Below are 19,725 nucleotides of genomic sequence, written 5' to 3'. Positions count from 1 at the left end.
TTGTGGTCAATTAAAGCGACTCAAGCACTAAAATGTTTCACATGAAACAATTAATCACCATTATAAATGGTATTTTTAACAATTACATAATCAACTGTTCCAAGGGCATTTAAATCACGACCACCAGCATATGAAATTGAAGACTGTAAATCTTCCTGCATCTCATTTAAAGTGTCATAAATACTACCCTTAAAAGGAACCAACAGTTTTTTACCTTCTACATTACGATAAGCGCCTTTTTGGAATTGAGAAGCCGATCCAAAATATTCTTTATATTTCTTTCCATCTTTTTCAACTTCTTCGCCTGGAGATTCTTGATGACCGGCAAACATTGAGCCAATCATACACATCGTAGCTCCAAAACGAACTGATTTAGCGATATCGCCATCATTCCGAATTCCACCATCAGCCACAATTGGTTTTTGGGCTGCTTTAGCACAATAACGAATTGCAGCTAACTGCCATCCTCCAGTTCCAAAACCAGTTTTAATTTTAGTGATACATGCTTTCCCAGGTCCGATTCCAACTTTAGTTGCATCCGCACCAGCATTTTCTAAAGCACGTACCCCTTCTGGAGTACCAACATTTCCAGCAATTACAAAGGCAGTTGGGAGTTTGTCTTTAATGTAATGAATCATATTAATTACAGAATCTGCATATCCATCAGCAATATCAATGGTAATGTATTCTGGTACTAGGTCATCTACAGCCAAACTGTCAATAAACTCATATTCTCCAGGTTTCACACCAACGCTAATTGAAGCAAAAAGATCTTTGTCGTGCATTCTTTTTACAAAATCATGTCGTTTTTCTGGTTGAAAACGGTGCATCACATAAAAATAGCCATTGCTAGCTAATGAAATAGCCAAATCTTCATTGATAACAGTCTGCATATTAGCAGGAACAACTGGTAATTTGAACTTACGTCCGCCAAACTCAACTTCAGTATTACATTCACTTCGTGAGTTTACGATACATTTATTAGGTATTAATTGAATATCATCATAATCAAAAACTTCCATTTTAACACTCCTAATCACGAACATTATATATATTGAAATTATCTTTATTCGTTTGCCAACCAATATCTTACCTAATTAATTTGCGATAGTCAATTAATCTGAAAATAAAAATCCAGTTGATTGTGTCAACTGGATTTTATGTTATTAATCATCATAAGCATATGAAATCGATGAGAATTTATTAAATGATTTCACAAATAATAATTTGACCGTTCCTCGTGGCCCAGAACGGTTCTTTTCAATAATAATTTCGACTTCACCAACGTTATCATCAACCTGATCTTCTTTTTGATTTTCTGGCTCATTATCGTCGCCATCATCACGTTCATAGTAATCATCACGATACAAAAAGGCAACAATATCAGCATCCTGTTCAATCGAACCGGATTCACGGATATCTGATAATACTGGTCGTTTATCCTGACGTTGTTCCACACCTCGAGAAAGTTGTGAAAGCGCAATAATTGGTACTTGCAGTTCATTCGCTAATTTTTTTAGCTGTCGTGAAATTTCAGAAACTTCTTGTTGCCGGCTTTCTCTGTTGCTACCTTCAATCAACTGAAGGTAATCAATCACAATTAATCCTAAGCCGCCACCGTTAGCAACATCGCGATCTGCTTCTTTTTTCAAGCGTCGACAATTAGCTCGAATTGATGCCATCCTGTCTCCAGGAGTATCATCAATGTAAATTTTAGCGTTTGACAAAGTTCCCATTGCCACCGTCAAACTATTCCATTCCTCACTGCTTAATTCCCCAGTTCGCAAATGATTGGCATCAATACTGCCTTCAGCACACAACATTCGATTAACCAATGACTCCGCACTCATTTCTAAACTAAATAATGCGACTGTTTTTGGAGTTTTAATTCCAACATTTTGTGCAATATTAAGTGCAAAAGCAGTTTTACCAACTGCTGGACGTGCTGCTAAAATCATTAATTCACCTGGATGTAATCCCGTCGTCATTTCATCTAGGGCTTTATAACCAGTCGGCAGGCCGGTAATGTCATTTCCACCGTTTTTAGACAACTCATCAATTTTGGCAAACGACTCGCTTAAAACATCCCGAATCGGTTTAAATCCACTTTGATTCCGATCATCAGAAACGTCCATGATATCGCGTTCTGCGTTATCTAGTAGCGTATCGACATCTTCATCTTCGTCATAACCATCGGATGCAATTTTGGTTGCCGTTTGAATCAAGTTGCGTAAAGTAGCCTTTTTACGCACAATTTTAGCGTAGTAAACTAAATTAGCAGCTGTTGGCACCGATTCAGCTAATTCAACGATATAAGCTACTCCGCCAACATCATCTAATTGATTTTGTCCCTTTAATTTATCGGTTACCGTAACAGCATCGATTCCCTGATCCTGATCAGATAAATCAACCATAGTTTGGAAAATCAGCTGATGCGAATGCTTATAAAAATCATCAGCATGCAAATATTCCATCGCATCCGGTAATGCGTCTGGATTAAGAAAAATCGACCCTAAAACAGCTTTTTCAGCCTCAATACTATGTGGGGGCGTATGATCAGTTAAAACATCGTTATTCATCCAAAAACTCTTTTCTAATCATAATGAACATCATTACTTTTCAGAAATGTGAACACGAATTTCAGCAGTGACACTAGGATGCAATTTAACAGGAACATTAGTATATCCCATCGATTTAATTGGTTCAGCTAGTTCAATTTTACGTTTATCAATCGTTACATCATATTGATCAGCTAATGCTTTCGCAATTTGTTTGCTGGTGATTGAACCGAAAAGTCGACCATCTGTTCCTGCCTTCGCCTTTAATTCAACAACTGTTTCGTCTTTTTCCAAAAAGTCTTTTAATTTTTTAGATTCTGCTAATTCTTCTTTAGCATTTTCAGCAGCATGCTTTTGTTCTGCTTTAATTTTGCTAACTGCTGCTTTGGTAGCAGCTTCTGCTAACCCATTTTTAATTAAATAATTTTGTGCATATCCGGCGGGAACATCCTTAATATCGCCGCGCTTGCCTTTTCCTTTAACATCTTCTAAAAAGATAACTTTCATTGTCATCCACTCCTTTTTTATTAATTTAACAGATTTATTCTGATTGTGCTATTCGTCACTCTTATTATTGGAATTATCAAAAAGCTTTTGATCAATTACTTCTGTCAACATTTCATTGGCTTCAGCAACGGTTTTATCCTTAATTTGAGTAGCACCAGCAACTAAGTGACCTCCGCCACCGAGAGCTTCCATAATTAATTGAACGTTTATTGCACCAGTACTGCGGGCTGAAATTCCAACATTTCCATCCATCCGTCGGTAAACTACAAATGATGCTTCAACGCCATCAATTGAAAGTAGCGAATCAACCGCTTTTGCAGCAGTTACCGAATCATATTTAACATCGTCTTCAGCCGTAATTAACGCCAAATTATCATCGACAAAATTAACCAATGAAATTAAATGATTTTCCGCCATGTAATTATTGGGATTTTCTTTCATAAATGATGAAATCTCATCAACATCTGCTCCAGCAGACCGCAAATAACTAGCAGCATCAAACGTTCGAGTTCCTGTTCGTACTTTAAAGGATTGGGTATCAACCACTATTCCAGTTAACATAACAGTTGCTTCCAAGTCATTAATTGGATCAGCACTTTGCGATTGATATTCAAACATTTCTGTAATCAATTCACAAGCAGAAGAAGCATATGGCTCTACATAAGCTAACAATGGATTGGCTGGGAAATCTTCTCCACGCCGATGATGATCAATAATCACAATTCGATTAATCAAGCGTTCATATAGGTTCTTAGCAACTCCGATATTAGGATTAGAATGATCTACCATAATCAATAAACTTTCATCAGTGGCCATTTTGACGGCCTTATCGGGTGTCACAATCGAATCTAAAATATCAGGATAATCGTCAATTTTATCTAATAAACGTTTAATATCAGTGTGTACATCCTTATCATCAAAAACAATGTAACACTCTTTGTTATTCATTTGTGCAATTCGTCGAATCCCTAACGCAGCTCCCCAACAATCCATATCCGGTTGCTGATGACCATCAACAAAAATTTTGTCAGAAGTTCGCATTAATTCTTGCAAAGCATTTGTAATCATTCGAGCACGAACCCGAGTCCGTTTTTCCATCGGATTAGTTTTTCCACCATAAAAACGTGCTTCACCGTCTCTTGGCTTGATAACTGCTTGATCACCACCTCGACCTAGGGCTAAATCAAGATTATTTTGTGCCAAATCAGCTAATTGATTCAAATCGGTATCGCCATATGCAATTCCGATACTAAGGGTAATAGGAAAGTTTTGTTGTAAAGTTCCCTTTCGGATGATATCTAAGATATTAAACTTATCAGCTTCAATTTCACGCAAAGCCTGCACATACATCATAATCATATAGTGATCAGCATCAATTCGTTTGAGATAAACTCCGTAGTCTTTCGCCCAAGTGCTCAGTTTATTAGTTACATAGTTACGTAAATTGGAAATTTCTTGGTCAGACATTGACTGACTAACTTCATCAAAATTATCAAGATATACTTCTCCAATTACAATTTTTTCATTTTCATACTTAACTTCTACGTCAGCATAATGCGTAATATCCATTAAGTAAATTGTATTATATTGTCGCTGAATCAGAATTGTAAAATGTTTCCCACGCCATGTGATCTCAAATGGCTCATCTTCATTCCAATTTTCCTGAATTAAATCAAACAATTCCGGAGCAATCTCTTCAAGTGATTTGCCAAAGATTTTATTGTTTCCAAAATATGGTTGCAGATATGGATTAACCCAATTAATTCGATGGTCATCGTCAAGAATTAAAATCCCAATTGGCATCTCTAACAACGACTCGCGTTCTCCTCGAGAAACCAAATACGATAAATCTGTCACATATTTAGTAGTATTTTCTTCAACAATATTTAATTCTTTAATAGTATAAGTAAGCCCTGCAGATGCTAAAATCAGCAGAACCAAACCAATAACAACGTTATAAATAAAAGCAATTACCAATCCTAAAATTAAACTAATCGCAATAAAAAGTGAAATATTACGTAATCGTTTATTCTTTAAAAAAGGAGGTAAATTCAAATGACGCAATGATTTTTTCATAATAAAATTCCTACTTATCTTTTATCAGCTATTGTTTATTATTTTAGCACAAAAAGACCTATAAAAAATTGAGCATAAAAAAAGACCCAGCAAATACTGGATCAATTTTTATTAGTCTTCAACTACGAATGGTAGCAAGCCCATGATACGAGCACGCTTGATAGCAATTGTTAACTTACGTTGGTTTTTAGCACTAGTTCCAGTTACACGACGTGGTAAAATTTTACCTCGTTCTGAAATGAAACGTTTAATCAAACCAACATCTTTGTAATCGATGTATTCGATATGATTTGCAGCAATAAAATCAACTTTACGACGACGGTGTCCACCGCCTCTTCTACCTCTTGAATGTCTTTGTTCAGCCATGTTGTTTCCCTCCTCGTTCGTTAATCAGATTTTGCCATTAAAATGGTAAATCATCATCGGAAATATCGATTTGGTCTCCAGAATTAGCAAATGGATCAGCAGAATTGTCTCCGCCATTACCATTATTATTACTCTGATTACTACTATTGTTGTTATCAAAGTTATTATTCTTAGGAGTTCCAAATGGATTTTGTTGAGGAGCTTGGTTGCCATTGTTGTTATTTTGTTGACCACCATTTTGACGTGGTTCCAACAAAGTAAAGTTTTCAACAACTACTTCGGTTACATAAACACGTTGGCCCTGCTTATTTTCATAGTTTCTAGTCTGAATTCGACCTTCAACTCCTAAAAGCGAACCTTTGTGTACGAAGTTAGCAAGATTTTCAGCTGATTTACGCCAAATAACACAATTGACGAAGTCAGCTTCCCGATCACCATTCGCATTGGTGAAACGACGGTCGACAGCTAAGGTAAATGTTCCCACTGCTGCGCCGCTTTGGGTGTATCGCAAATCAACATCACGTGTTAAACGTCCAGTTAGGACAACGGTATTAATCATACTGAAAAGCTCCTCTCGTTTACTATTTATTTATCATCGCGTTTTACAGTCATTTGACGTAAAATATCATCACTAAATTTAGAAAGACGATCAAATTCGTCAATTGCCTTACTGTCGTCAGCAGTTAAATTAACAACATGGTAAGTACCTTCGTTAAAACCACCGATTTCGTAAGCAAAACGACGTTTAGACCAGTCTTTTGAATCGATTACATTAGCACCGTTATCTGACAAAACTTTGTCAAATCGTTCTACTAAAGCAGTCTTAGCAGCATCGTCGATATCTGGACGAATGATGTAAGTAATTTCATATTTGTTTTCCATGAATTGCACCTCCTTATGGACTATAGGCCCTTCAATAATTTGAAGAGCAAGGGAGATCAAATTAAAATTAATCTGACCTACAGTCTCTTATTTTAGCATAGTTGTAAATTTTTTCAATACACGAAATGTGATTTTACGATACAAACTTAAATACGTAAAAAAGGATTACGATAATGTAAAATCGTAATCCTTTTTAAAATTTTATTAATTTTCTGGATCATCATTTGGATTTTCATCCGCATCATCAATATTTTTTTCAGGTTCAGTACGCTGCACAATTGCCATAGTAGCAACTTTAGAACCATCATCAACTCGAATTAAATGAACTCCTAGCGTTGCGCGACCAGTTTCTGAAACATTACCAGCTGCAAATCGAATCATAACACCTTGATCAGTGATCAGCATGATATCTTCGTCTTGATTAATAACCCCTAAACCAACTAATGGACCATTTTTCTCAGAAATGTTTGATGTCTTAATTCCTTTTCCGCCTCGTCCTTTAATGGCATATTGGTCAGCAGGAGTTCGTTTGCCATACCCTTTTTCAGATATTACAAAAACATCGCTATCAGGAGCTAAAATAGCTGCTCCAATAACATAATCATCAGGGCGGAGTCTCACACCACGTACACCAGTTGCTGAACGTCCCATTGTGCGGACATCGTTTACTTTAAAACTAACAGCATAACCTAAATGAGTTCCGATAATCATATTCTGGTTATCATCAACTAGCGAAACATTAATAACCTCATCTTGATCACGCAAATTAATTGATTTTAAACCATTATTGCGAATATTTACAAATTCATTTAATGGGGTTCGTTTAACCGTTCCCAACTTGGTAGTAAAGAACAGATACTTATCGTCATTATTTCCATCAGCGGAAATGTCCAACACTGTTTGTATCTTTTCGTTATCGCCTAAATGAATTAGATTTACAATTGGAATTCCCTTAGCAGAACGTCCGTATTCAGGAACTTCATAAGCTTTCATACTGTAAACTTTTCCTGAATTTGTAAAGAACAATAGCAAATCATGCGTAGATCCTGTCAATAAATGTTCGATAAAGTCATCTTTATTAACGCCCATACCTTTAATACCGCGACCACCACGATTTTGCGTCTTAAATTCATCCGTTGGAAGACGTTTAATGTACCCATTATGAGTTAAAGTAATCGTGACATGTTCGTCTTCGATTAAATCTTCATCTTCAATGTTGGTAATTTCCCCAATCATTAATTGGGTACGACGCTCGTCGCCAAATCGTTTTTGAATATCCATCAATTCATCGTAAATAATCTCAGTTACTCGTTCATGACTATTTAAGATATCACGATAATCTTTGATTTGTTCCATTAATTTTTCATGTTCATCAGTAATCTTACCGCGTTCTAGTCCTGTCAAACGAACCAAACGCATATCCAAAATCGCCTGAGCTTGTTTATCATCAAGTTCAAAATTATTGATTAATTCATTTTTAGCAATTTCACCAGTCTTTGAACCACGAATAATTTTAATAACAGCATCGATGTTGTCTAACGCTACTAATAATCCAACTAAAATGTGTGCTCGAGCTTCAGCTTTTTTTAGATTAAATTTAGTTCGACGAGTAATTACGTCAATTTGATAATTTAAATAACTATTTAGAATCTCTTTTAAGCCAAGAACTTTAGGTGCACCGTCAATAATTGCCAGCATATTAAAACTATAAGATGTCTGCATCAATGTCATTTTATATAAATTATTTAAAACCACTTCAGCATTAGCATCACGTCTGACATCAATAGCAATTCGCATTCCTTCTCGATCAGATTCATCATTGATTGCCGTAATTCCAACAATTCTTTTATCACGAACCAAATCAGCAATTCGTTCAATTAATTTGGCTTTATTAACCATATAAGGAAGTTCGGTTGCAATAATCGTCTGCTTGCCGTTCTTATCCGTTTCAATATCAACCTTAGCCCGAACAATAATGTTTCCTCGTCCAGTTTCATAAGCGTTACGAATACCAGATTTACCCATTACAATTCCACCAGTTGGAAAATCAGGTCCTGGTAATGCTTCCATCAAATCATTCACTGTTGCGTCTGGATTTTTCATTAAAATATGGATGGCTGAAATGACTTCGCTTAAATTATGAGGTGGAATATTGGTTGCCATTCCCACTGCAATCCCGGTTGCCCCATTCAACAATAAATTAGGAATTCGAGCTGGTAAAACCACTGGTTCACGTTCAGTACCATCGTAATTGGGAACAAAATTAACGGTATTTTTATTAAGATCACGCAGCATTTCCATCGAAATCTTGCTTAAACGAGCTTCGGTATATCGCATTGCAGCGGCACCGTCACCATCTACAGACCCAAAGTTACCATGTCCATCAACCAACATGTAACGATAACTAAATTCCTGTGCCATTCGTACCATGGCTTCATAGATTGAACTATCGCCATGGGGATGATACTTACCCATTACATCCCCGACAATTCTAGCAGATTTTTTATATGGCTTTTCAGGTGTAACCCCTAATTGATCCATTCCATACAAAATCCGTCGATTGACCGGCTTCATTCCATCTCGAACATCAGGTAATGCTCGAGCCACAATTACACTCATCGCATAATCCAAAAATGAAGATTTCATTTTTTTCGATAAATCGACATTCGTTATTCTAGTTTCTGGCGTGTCAGTTTCGTTTGCCAAATGACTGCCTCCATTCATTTCATTACTCATTCACATTATCCAGATGTTTCACATGGAACATTTTTATTAAACGTCCAAGTTTTGAACAAATTTAGCATTATCTTCAATAAATTGACGCCGAGGTCCTACTTTTTCACCCATTAGCATTGTGAAAGCCTCAGCAGCTGCTTCGGCATTATCGGAGGTAACTCGCAATAAACGTCGATTGACAGGATTCATAGTCGTATCCCACAATTGTTCAGCGTCCATTTCTCCTAAACCTTTGTACCGTTGAATCTGAGGTTTAGGTGAAGCTGGTAACGATTCTAATAATTCCTGTAATTCCTCATCAGAATCGACATACCTTTGAAATTTATTTCCCTGACGAACTCGATATAGCGGTGGTTGTGCCACATAAACAAAACCGTGGTCAATCATCGGACGCATAAAGTTATAAATCAATGTTAACAATAATGTCTGAATATGAGCTCCATCAACATCGGCATCCGTCATTAAAATTAATTTATGATATTTAGCTTTTTCAATATCAAATTCCTCGCCAAATCCAGTTCCCATTGCTGTAAATAATGATCTAATTTCTTCATTGGCTAAAATTCGATCCATAGTAGCTTTTTCAACATTCAAAATTTTTCCACGAATTGGCAAAATAGCTTGAGTTAAACGTGAACGTCCCTGTTTAGCAGAACCACCAGCCGAGTCACCTTCGACAATAAATAATTCTGAAATTTTAGGATCTTTACTAGTATTGTTAGCCAGCTTACCCGGCAAATTATTAATTTCAAGTCCACTCTTTTTACGAGTTACTTCACGAGCACGTTTAGCTGCCGAACGTGCTTTAAATGCCAGCATTCCTTTTTGTACAATTTCTTTAGCAATTTGAGGATGTTCATCCATAAATTTAGAAAATTGTTGACTAAACACATGGTTAGTAGCAGTTCGAGCATCAGAATTTCCCAATTTAGTTTTAGTTTGTCCTTCAAACTGGGGATCTGGATGTTTCACACTAACTACTGCTGTTAAACCTTCACGAACATCGGGTCCGCTTAAATTATCTTCATTATCTTTAATAATATTATTGTTTCGTCCATAAACATTAATAATCCTGGTTAAGGCTTGTTTAAAGCCTTCTTCATGGGTTCCACCTTCGTATGTATTAATGTTATTGGTAAAAGTTTTTAAAGTACTGTGATAATCATTGGTATATTGCAAAGAAACTTCAACAGTAATTCCATTTTCTTTGCCTTCAACGTAGATAGGATCTTTAAAAACAGGACTGCGACCGCGATCTAGGAATTCAACATAGTGACGAATTCCGCCTTCGTAGAAATAATCATGTTCCACTGGTTTTTCAGGTCGCTTATCAGTAATCGTGATTCTTAATCCTTTATTTAAAAAGGCAAGTTCCTGAACTCTAGAACTCAGAGTTTCCATGCTATAAGTCGTTGTTTCTGTAAAAATATCTGGATCGGGAACAAAATGAACTTTAGTTCCATGTTCACCTTCTGGAGCGTCACCAATGATTTTCATTGGAGTTTTAACATGTCCGCGTACAAAGTCCATGTAATAGCGTTTTCCGCCTCGAACTACTTCGACAGAAAGTTCAGATGATAAAGCATTTACCACTGAAGCCCCGACTCCATGCAGTCCTCCAGAAACTTTGTATCCACCGCCGCCAAATTTTCCTCCAGCATGCAAAATAGTAAAGACAGTTTCTAACGCTGGCTTCCCGGTTTCCTTTTGCAAATCAACTGGGATTCCACGACCATTATCAGTAACAGTAATACTGTTATCTTTTTCAATTACAACATTGATTTCAGAAGCAAAACCAGCCAGTGCTTCATCGATACCGTTATCAACGATTTCCCATACTAAATGGTGCAATCCTTGAGAATTAGTTGCACCAATGTACATTCCAGGACGTTTTCGAACTGCTTCAAGTCCTTTTAAAACCTGGATTTGACTGGCATCATAATCTGCGGCACGTTCAGCCTTTGTCTCTTGTGGCTTGTCTGTCATATATATCCTCCTCAATCAATCTATTTAAAAATTATTAAGAAATAACTCCGTTTTCGATATGAAACATTTTGGGATTATTAATTAAATTAGTAGCAATTCCATTCATACTAGTAGTAGTTAAAAATGTTTGGACCTTATTTTGAATGGCAGTTAACAAATGGGTTTGTCGCCCTTCGTCAAGCTCTGATAACACGTCATCTAGCAGTAACACTGGATATTCATTCGTTTCTTCTTTCATAAGATCGATTTCTGCTAACTTAGTCGATAAAGCAGCTGTCCGCTGTTGCCCTTGTGATCCAAATGTCGCTACATCTTTGCCATTTACCATAAAACGCAAATCATCACGATGAGGACCAAAAATAGTTGTTCCCTGTCGGATTTCTTTTTCATGATTTGCTTTAAATTTAGCCAACAATGTCTGATAAATCTGCTCAACCGAACCTAAATCTTTCTTCCGTAGGGAAGTCACATAATTAAACTTTAAAACTTCCTGTTGCTGAGAGATTTCACTATGAATACTTTGCGACCATTTTTGTAATTTCCCTAATAGTTGAACACGCTGATAAATAATTTCTGCTGCATATGCAGATAATTGGTCAGAAAGAACATCTAAATACATCAAATCCTTGGCTTTATGCAAGTGCAGTTGACGTAAATAGATGTTCCGCTGTTTTAAAATACGGCGATATTGGGAAGTATTGTACAAATATTTACTGCTCATTTGTCCAAATTCAATATCCATAAAATGACGCCGAACTTGCGGCGATCCTTTTACAATCTTCAAATCTTCTGGGGCGAACAGAATCACATTCAGTTGTCCAATGTAAGTCGAAAGTTTAGCCTGCTCAATATGATTAACCCGGGCTCGTTTGCCTTTTGAACTAAGCGTTAATTCTAACTGGGTTTTACCAGTTTTATGTTGAATCTCACCCCAAATTGCAGCCTTTTTATCGTTCCATTCAATCAAATCACGATTATTGGTAGCTCGATGACTTTTTGTTAGAGCTAAAACATAGATTGCTTCCAGTAAATTTGTTTTTCCTTGCGCATTTTGTCCCATTAACACATTAATGCCCTTTGAAAAATGAACATCAGCATTTTGATAGTTACGAAAATTTCGTAATTTTAACTCATTTACCTGCATTCAAATTCCTACTTTGACTTAATAAAAAACAATCCGACATCTGGAACTCGGACTGTATCTCCATCATATAATTTTTTACCACGACGATTTTCTGGTTCATCGTTTAAAAAAACTGACTTTTCGCGCAAATACCATTTCGCCTGTCCGCCAGACGCGATAATGTCTTCCATTTTTAATAATTGTCCTAAAGTTATATAAGGTGTCGTAATAACAACTTCTTTTTTCATGAATCCACCTGCTTTCAATACTTCTATTATAACCTTTAAATTAAGAAAAGTATATAAATATCGCAATTATGAGCCTTTTAAAGCTATTTGCGATTTTAAGCCAAAACATATTAATTAATAATAAAAAAGCTCATATCGTAAAATATGAGCTTTTTTATTATTAATTAATTTTAAAACGTCCGAACCGGTGTAATTAATTGAATGAATTCTTCTTGTTCATCCGTTGGAACAATTGTAAAAGGTCGCAGAGCTGAAGTAAATCCAACTTCCACATCAATTTGACCAAAGGCGCGCAAGGCTTCTTTCATATAATCAGGATTAAAGGAAATCTCTAATTCCTCGCCTTCAACTTTTTTAGGGTCTAAATCTTCTTCGACCTTACCAACATCAGGGGAATTACCCGTGATAGTTACGACTTTATCATTAGGTTTAATTGATAATTTAATAACATTATTACGCGATTCATGCGACAACAGTGAAGCACGTTCTACAGCCGCTAGTAAATAAGCTGCTGAAAATTGTACTTTAGTAACGGATGAATTTGGAATTAAACGAGAAGTATCGGGGTAGTTTCCTTCTAAGAGACGGGAATAAAAACGAGTTACACCAAAATTAAACATAACCTGATTTTCAGATAGATTCATCTTAATTTGTTCCTTTTCCCCATCCAGCATGTGCGAAAGTTCTTTCAAACTATCACCTGGAATTACCACATCATACTCTCCGTCGTCTTCTTTTGGAAGATCTACTTTTCTTTGACTAAGACGATGACTATCTGTTGCAACAGCGACTAACTGATTTTGGTTCAAAGTAAAATGAACTCCAGTTAAGATTGGACGACTTTCTTGTTTTGAAACTGCAATTACAGTTTGTCCAATCACTTCTTTAAAAATTTCTGCAGGTAAATCAACTGTATTATCAGTATTAACTTCAGGAAGATGGGGATAACCATTTGCATCTAACCCATTGATTGTAAAATCAGAATTTCCTGAATTAATGTTCGTTTGGAAATTATCGCCAACTTCAATCGAAAGTTCGTTTCCAGGAAGTTTTTTCACAATTTTACCAAAAAAACGAGCTGGTAAAACAATACTTCCAGTATCGCTAATTGTTAAATCATTATCTGGATTATCACCACTAATCGTGGTTTGAATTGAAATGTCAGCGTTACTTCCTGTTAACAGAATGTGGTTTGGAGAAACATCAATTTTTAAACCTGTCAAAATTGGAATTGTGGTTTTTGAAGAAATTGCTCTTTGAACAATATTTAAGGCTTTAACGAATGATGCACGATTAATTGAAAATTTCATTTTTATAGACCCTCCGTTGCTTGATGCATTTTACTTAATTAATAAAAGAATTAAGAGCAGTAGTAGTAGGTGCTGTTAATCATGGGGATAACTAATCAAAGTATTGAATGAGTATAAGTTATCCACTGTGGATAAGTCTGTTACTAAAAATTATGTTTCTTAGTTTTTATCCACAGTTAGATTATACCATGATATTTTTTTGGCTAATGCTTGATTTCTGTTTTGATATCTTTGATTTGATTTTGTAAATCAGAATCAGTTGCTAATTGTTTGCTGATCTTATCACAAGCATGGATAACAGTAGTATGATCTTTACCACCAAAGGCTTCGCCAATTTTTGGCAGAGAATTATCTGTTAGTTCTCTAGAAAGGTACATGGCAATTTGACGCGGCATCACGATGGCTTTCACGCGTTTCTTACCTTTGATTTCTTTTACTGTTACACGGAAATAAGAAGCAGTAGTTTTAATGATAGATTCAGGAGTTATAGCACTTTTTTCTTTATTAAGTTTTAAAGGACGCAGTGCCTCTGAAACTAAGTCCATTGTGATTGGTTCTTGTTTTAAATCAGCAAATGCTTTAATTCGGGATAAAGCTCCCTCTAATTCTCGGACATTAGAATCAATTTGACTGGCAATGTAACTCATGATGTTGTCATCAATCGCTAAGGATTCTGATTTAGCTTTAGCGCGCAAAATCGCAGCTCGAGTTTCCATATCAGGAGCAGTAATATCAACGGATAGTCCCCACTTAAATCTTGATACTAAGCGATCCGTTAGTGAATTAATCTCATTTGGAAGACGATCGGCAGTCATCACAATTTGTTTGTTATCTTCATATAAAGCGTTAAAAGTATTGAAGAATTCATCTTGGGTTCCCTCTTTATTAGCAAGAAACTGAATATCGTCAATCAATAACAAATCAACATTGCGATAAACTTTTCTAAATTCCTGCATTTTATTATTTTGCAGCGAATCAATAAAATCATTTGTGAATTTTTCAGTGGTTACGTATTTAACAATGGCATTTGGATTCGATGAAAGAACTTTATTACCAATAGCCTGCATTAAATGAGTTTTTCCTAATCCAACGCCTCCATAGAAAAATAGCGGATTATAAACTTTACCGGGATCTTCTGAAACAGCTAGTGCAGCAGCATGAGCCATCTGATTTCCCTGACCAATGACGAAAGTATCAAAAGTGTAGTTAGGATTTAAGTGTGGATCAATATGTGGTATTTCAGATTTTCCGTTAGCTTCATTAAATCTTTTCAGATTTTGGTTATTGTCGTCAACTTCACCTTTTAAAACCAGATTTGGCGTAATGTCAGTTTGTGTGATTGCATAGGCATATTCAATAAAGGTTGATTTTAATTGTCGATCCCAATAATCACGATGTAATGCGGTTGGTAGTTCTAGAGTTAAAACATTTCCTTCATAAGAAATTGGTTTTACGGAATTAATCCAGGTGTCGTATGTATTATTGTCAAAATTAGCATTTTCTTTAAATTTAAGTTTAATTTTATTCCATAATTCGTTTTGATTCATGAGCCACGAACCTCCTACTTAAAACATAGCAATATTTTAGCATTTAAGATTTAAGTTTTCCACAAGCAAAAGCATCCTGTGTATAAATGTTTCACAGTTAGTTAAAAAGTTATTAACAGCTATGTTGATAACTTTTTTGTTTGGTCTATTTAAATAGATATTAACAAAATTTGTGGATATTTTGTTGGCGTAATGGCGCTGTTTGTTTAACTTATTGTTACTTGTTAACAGGCTGTGGATAAAAATAATTACATCATGTTATCTTGTGTATAAACTGGTTAAAACCTTGTGATTTTAATTTGGTGTTATCCACAACAATTCACAACTTATTTTCATGAAACTTTTTTTAAATCCACAGATAGTTACTTTAGTTATTAAAATTTGCTATTTGCTCTTAGACTGTTTTGTGATATTATTAGAAAGAAATACCATTGAAGTATTATAAAATCGATTAAAAAGATTAATCTAAAATATTAAGGAGGGCTCGTAATGAAGAGAACTTACCAACCAAAGAAACGTCACCGTAACCGTGTCCATGGTTTCCGTGCGCGTATGCAAACTAAAGGCGGACGTAAAGTATTAGCTCGTCGCCGTCAAAAAGGTAGAAAAGTATTGTCTGCATAGACCACTGACCATTCGGTGGCCTTTTTTATTATGCAAATGTGAGCATTTGGAGAGTGATGTAATAATGAGAAAGTCTTATCGCGTTAAAAAAGAAGCTGAATTTCAACAAGTTTTTGAAAAACATGATTCGGTCGCCAATCGCCAATTTGTAGTCTATAAAATGGAGAAACCCAATCAACCTCATTTTCGGATTGGAATTTCTGTTGGAAAAAAGATTGGAAATGCGGTTCATCGTAATTGGGTAAAACGACGGGTTAGACAGTCTATGACAGAATTAAAGCCGAATTTGAGACAAGATGTTGATATTTTAGTGATTGCTAGACCTCGTGCTGATGGTTTATCAATGAAAGAAGTAAAAGCTAGTTTGGTGCATGTTTTAAAATTAGCAAATTTGTTAGATTCAGATTATAGTGAGGAATAAAAGTGAAAAAGTTTAAAAAAATTGCCACTGCACTCATGGCTGTTAGTTTGGTATTTGTTCTGACAGCTTGTAGTAATGCGCCAATTACCAGTCATAGTACTGGGATTTGGGATGGTTTAATCGTTTATAACTTTTCTCGTGCAATTATTTGGCTCTCAAAAGCATTTGATAATAATTATGGAATTGGAATTATTCTCTTTACCATTATTGTAAGAATTATTATTTTGCCTTTGATGATTTATCAAACTAAGAGCATGAAGAAAACGACTGAAATTCAGCCGCAATTAAAGGCCCTGCAAAAGAAATATTCATCACGAGATACTGATACGATGATGAAACTGCAAGCTGAGCAGAAAAAGTTGTACAAGGAAGCTGGAGTGCATCCATTTTCAAGTCTGCTACCTATGATTGTGCAATTACCGATCATCTTTGCTTTGTATCAGGCCATCTGGAGAACACCAGCATTGAAGACTGGTCATTTCTTATGGTTAGAACTTGGTAGCCGTGATCCTTACTTCATTTTACCGGTCCTAGCAGCATTATTTACCTTCTTTAGTTCCTGGTTATCGATGAAATCACAACCAGAAACAAATGGAATGGCAATGATGATGACAATCTTTATGCCAATCGTAATCTTCTTTACTGCTTTAAATGTTCCATCAGCTTTGTCGCTATATTGGGTTGTTACCAACGCATTCCAAGTAGTACAAACGTTGATTATTCAGAATCCTTGGAAGATGAAACACGAACGGGAAGAAAAATTACGTGCTAAAAAAGAACATGAACGAGCAGTTGAAAAAGCTATTCGTCGTGCTAAAAAGAGTCATCGTAAACATTAATTTAGAAATCATTTTAAAAAGTCGCTAGTATTTTGCTAGCGACTTTTTTCTTTGGGAAAATTTAATGTTACAAGTAGCCTAAAAGCCTTTATTGTCAGTATTATTTTGTGCTATGCTAACTAGGTTAGTAATTAACTAGGAGAATTAAATTATGCCAAAATATGAAGGCTCAACTCTAGAAACCGCCATTGAAAATGGACTAAAACAATTAAACATTACCCGTAATGAAGCAGAAATTAACGTGATTAAACACCCAAGTAAAGGATTTTTCGGACTATTTAAAAAGCCGGCGATCGTTGAAATTAGTAAAAAGACAGTAACCGCAAAACCAAGTGAACAGACGACTTCAAAGTCAGATAAAGTAGCTACAAAAGAAGCCAAATCAGCTCCTAAAACCAATTTAACTAAAGCAAAAGAAACTTTAAGCAAACCCAAGGCTAGTAATAGCTCAAAGTCAAATGAGATGTCGAGCGAAGACCGCTTTGAACGTAATTTTGCGGTAGTCAAAGACTTAGCTAAATATTTACAAGCAGTCTTGGAACAAATGGGAATTGATGCCACTCTTCAAGTTGATATGCCCAATAATAAGCACGTCTATATTAACTGTGAGACTAATAAGGAAGGCTTGTTGATTGGTAGACACGGGCGAACTATTAACTCTTTACAACAATTATGCGAATTTTATTTAAATAATCACGGTGTTAACTACGTCGAGGTTATTTTGGATACGGCTAATTATCGGGAAAGACGGCGAAAAATTTTAGCTGATTTAACCCGCAAGACGACACGGGATGTCGAAGTTACCAACCAACCAGTTCATCTTGATTCAATGCCAGCTTTTGAACGCAAGCAGATTCATGCCGCAATGGAAGATTATGAGGATTTAATTACTTATTTGGTCGGAACTGAATCTAATCGGGAAGTTGTGATTGCACCGCGGTAGTTTCAATTGACAAAGGTAAGTTTTCATCTTATTATGAAAACAAATGAAAGTAACTGAATAGATAAAGTAGTGAAAGTACTTTGTCCCTGTATTGAAAGATACATGGGGTAGGTACTTTTTTTATGCGATTAATCAATTGAAAGAAAGGGGTAAAAAGATGACATTAATAACGACTGATTACGATACAATTGCAGCGGTTTCAACTCCAGCAGGGGTTGGGGGAATTTCAATTGTGAGAATTAGCGGCAGCGATGCGTTAAAGATTGCACAAAAAATTTATCGCGGGAAACAACTTGATCAAGTTACGACTGATACCATTAATTATGGGCATATTATTGATCCCGCTAACGATAACAGCGAAGTTGACGAAGTAATGGTATCGGTAATGCGAGCTCCTAAAACTTATACTAAAGAAGATATTATTGAAATTAATTGTCACGGTGGAATTCAAGTGACAAATAAAGTATTACAAATTGTGCTGCGGAACGGTGCTAGAATGGCTGAACCAGGTGAATTTACCAAAAGAGCCTTTTTAAATGGTCGAATTGATTTATCACAATCAGAAGCGGTAATGGATTTAATTGATGCAAAAACTGATGAAGCTCGTAAAGCAGCTTTGAATCAATTAGATGGTAATTTATCAGCTGTCATCAAAAAATTGCGCCAAAAAATTGTTGATTTGCTAGCAAATGTTGAAGTTAATATCGATTATCCAGAATATGATGGTGCTGAAGAAGTAACGTCGAAATTGATGTTGGAAAGAGCACGGGAAATAAAAACTGATATTAATCATTTATTAGATACCGCCCAACAGGGAAAAGTATTGCGTGATGGACTTAATACGGCAATTGTCGGTCGTCCCAATGTTGGGAAATCTAGTTTGTTAAATCGCTTATTACATGAAGAAAAAGCAATTGTAACGGATGTTCCAGGGACAACTCGTGATGTTCTTGATGAATATGTAAATGTTGCGGGTGTTCCACTTCATTTAGTTGATACTGCTGGAATTCGTGATACCGAAGATAAAGTTGAAAAAATCGGAGTAGGGCGTTCTCGTGATGCAATTAAACAATCCGATTTAGTTTTGTTAGTATTAAATGCTAACGAGCCGTTAACCGATGAAGATCGCGAGTTATTGGACTTAACTCAGAATAACAAACGAATTATTTTATTAAATAAGACCGATTTAGATGAACATTTAGATATTACTGAATTAAAACAGAACTATGGAGCTAGTGAGATCATTAAAACTTCAGCCATTGCTGAAAATGGAACTAAATCGCTGGAAGATACGATTTCTAAGCTGTTTTTTACAAAAGGTATTGCTAGTACCCAAAATGACGTGATGGTTACGAATGCACGGCATATTAGTTTGTTGCAGCAAGCGTTGGATTCCGTCCAAACAGTGATTGATGGAGTCGAAAGTGGACTACCAGTTGATATTGCACAAATCGATCTTCATAGTGCTTGGGATTACCTTGGCGAAATTACTGGTGATAGTTATGACGATGAATTAATGGATCAGCTGTTTGAAAAATTCTGTATTGGAAAATAACAAT

At 35.8% G+C, this 19,725-nt stretch carries 18 protein-coding genes; 5 read left to right on the top strand and 13 right to left on the bottom strand.

The features are described from left to right. Positions 1 to 50: 50 nt before the first annotated feature. The 13 genes from BHU33_RS05365 to dnaA form a co-directional block, all read right to left on the bottom strand. Positions 51 to 1,022, bottom strand: coding sequence for a GMP reductase (locus BHU33_RS05365; RefSeq protein WP_054646497.1), 972 nt, complete (start codon positions 1,020 to 1,022; stop codon positions 51 to 53). Between the two features lie 144 nt (positions 1,023 to 1,166). Further along, positions 1,167 to 2,579 carry a replicative DNA helicase gene (gene dnaB / locus BHU33_RS05360; RefSeq protein WP_054646498.1) on the bottom strand — a complete coding sequence of 471 codons (1,413 nt, stop codon included), beginning with the start codon at positions 2,577 to 2,579 and terminating at the stop codon, positions 1,167 to 1,169. A gap of 33 nt (positions 2,580 to 2,612) precedes the next feature. After that, complete coding sequence (gene rplI / locus BHU33_RS05355) at positions 2,613 to 3,065, bottom strand: 50S ribosomal protein L9 (RefSeq protein WP_054646499.1); 453 nt, start codon at positions 3,063 to 3,065, stop codon at positions 2,613 to 2,615. 48 nt (positions 3,066 to 3,113) lie between these two features. Then, positions 3,114 to 5,141, bottom strand: a complete 2,028-nt coding sequence (locus tag BHU33_RS05350; RefSeq protein ID WP_078775185.1) for a DHH family phosphoesterase — start codon at positions 5,139 to 5,141, stop codon at positions 3,114 to 3,116. A gap of 111 nt (positions 5,142 to 5,252) precedes the next feature. Then, positions 5,253 to 5,507: a 30S ribosomal protein S18 gene (gene rpsR / locus BHU33_RS05345; RefSeq protein ID WP_054646500.1), complete on the bottom strand. Its 255-nt coding sequence runs from the start codon at positions 5,505 to 5,507 to the stop codon at positions 5,253 to 5,255. A 37-nt stretch (positions 5,508 to 5,544) separates the two neighbouring features. Further along, positions 5,545 to 6,066: a single-stranded DNA-binding protein gene (ssb, locus tag BHU33_RS05340; RefSeq protein WP_054646501.1), complete on the bottom strand. Its 522-nt coding sequence runs from the start codon at positions 6,064 to 6,066 to the stop codon at positions 5,545 to 5,547. Between the two features lie 26 nt (positions 6,067 to 6,092). Then, a complete protein-coding gene (gene rpsF / locus BHU33_RS05335; protein ID WP_054646502.1) occupies positions 6,093 to 6,389 on the bottom strand; it encodes a 30S ribosomal protein S6 in 297 nt (98 codons plus the stop codon). A 204-nt stretch (positions 6,390 to 6,593) separates the two neighbouring features. After that, positions 6,594 to 9,113 (bottom strand): DNA gyrase subunit A, encoded by a 2,520-nt coding sequence (gyrA, locus tag BHU33_RS05330; RefSeq protein ID WP_056997770.1) that lies wholly within the window; start codon positions 9,111 to 9,113, stop codon positions 6,594 to 6,596. A gap of 48 nt (positions 9,114 to 9,161) precedes the next feature. Next, complete coding sequence (gyrB, locus tag BHU33_RS05325; protein WP_054646503.1) at positions 9,162 to 11,111, bottom strand: DNA topoisomerase (ATP-hydrolyzing) subunit B; 1,950 nt, start codon at positions 11,109 to 11,111, stop codon at positions 9,162 to 9,164. A gap of 34 nt (positions 11,112 to 11,145) precedes the next feature. After that, positions 11,146 to 12,255, bottom strand: coding sequence for a DNA replication/repair protein RecF (gene recF, locus BHU33_RS05320; protein WP_054646504.1), 1,110 nt, complete (start codon positions 12,253 to 12,255; stop codon positions 11,146 to 11,148). 8 nt (positions 12,256 to 12,263) lie between these two features. Continuing rightward, complete coding sequence (yaaA, locus tag BHU33_RS05315; protein ID WP_054646505.1) at positions 12,264 to 12,482, bottom strand: S4 domain-containing protein YaaA; 219 nt, start codon at positions 12,480 to 12,482, stop codon at positions 12,264 to 12,266. 170 nt (positions 12,483 to 12,652) lie between these two features. Further along, complete coding sequence (gene dnaN / locus BHU33_RS05310) at positions 12,653 to 13,792, bottom strand: DNA polymerase III subunit beta (RefSeq protein ID WP_054646506.1); 1,140 nt, start codon at positions 13,790 to 13,792, stop codon at positions 12,653 to 12,655. Between the two features lie 203 nt (positions 13,793 to 13,995). Next, complete coding sequence (gene dnaA, locus BHU33_RS05305) at positions 13,996 to 15,339, bottom strand: chromosomal replication initiator protein DnaA (protein WP_056997767.1); 1,344 nt, start codon at positions 15,337 to 15,339, stop codon at positions 13,996 to 13,998. Positions 15,340 to 15,828: 489 nt separating this feature from the next. Here dnaA and rpmH point away from each other — a divergent pair, with 489 nt between their 5' ends. The 5 genes from rpmH to mnmE all read left to right on the top strand — a co-directional run bounded on the left by rpmH (position 15,829) and on the right by mnmE (position 19,721). Further along, positions 15,829 to 15,963: a 50S ribosomal protein L34 gene (gene rpmH / locus BHU33_RS05300; protein WP_014082553.1), complete on the top strand. Its 135-nt coding sequence runs from the start codon at positions 15,829 to 15,831 to the stop codon at positions 15,961 to 15,963. Between the two features lie 64 nt (positions 15,964 to 16,027). Further along, entirely contained in the window at positions 16,028 to 16,384 is a 357-nt protein-coding gene (gene rnpA / locus BHU33_RS05295) for a ribonuclease P protein component (RefSeq protein WP_054646507.1), read from the top strand. A gap of 2 nt (positions 16,385 to 16,386) precedes the next feature. Beyond that, the gene (locus BHU33_RS05290; RefSeq protein WP_103422861.1) at positions 16,387 to 17,223 is read left to right on the top strand and encodes a YidC/Oxa1 family membrane protein insertase; all 837 of its coding nucleotides are present in this window, start codon (positions 16,387 to 16,389) and stop codon (positions 17,221 to 17,223) included. A gap of 151 nt (positions 17,224 to 17,374) precedes the next feature. Next, a complete protein-coding gene (gene jag, locus BHU33_RS05285) occupies positions 17,375 to 18,166 on the top strand; it encodes an RNA-binding cell elongation regulator Jag/EloR (protein WP_054646508.1) in 792 nt (263 codons plus the stop codon). Between the two features lie 157 nt (positions 18,167 to 18,323). Then, complete coding sequence (mnmE, locus tag BHU33_RS05280) at positions 18,324 to 19,721, top strand: tRNA uridine-5-carboxymethylaminomethyl(34) synthesis GTPase MnmE (protein WP_054646509.1); 1,398 nt, start codon at positions 18,324 to 18,326, stop codon at positions 19,719 to 19,721. Positions 19,722 to 19,725 lie beyond the last annotated feature (4 nt).

The organism is Fructilactobacillus lindneri DSM 20690 = JCM 11027, from assembly GCF_002907375.1.
Classification (GTDB): Bacteria; Bacillota; Bacilli; order Lactobacillales; family Lactobacillaceae; genus Fructilactobacillus; species Fructilactobacillus lindneri.
The sequence above is the reverse complement of the archived record's forward strand: the minus strand, read 5'-3'. Positions and strand labels throughout refer to the sequence as shown.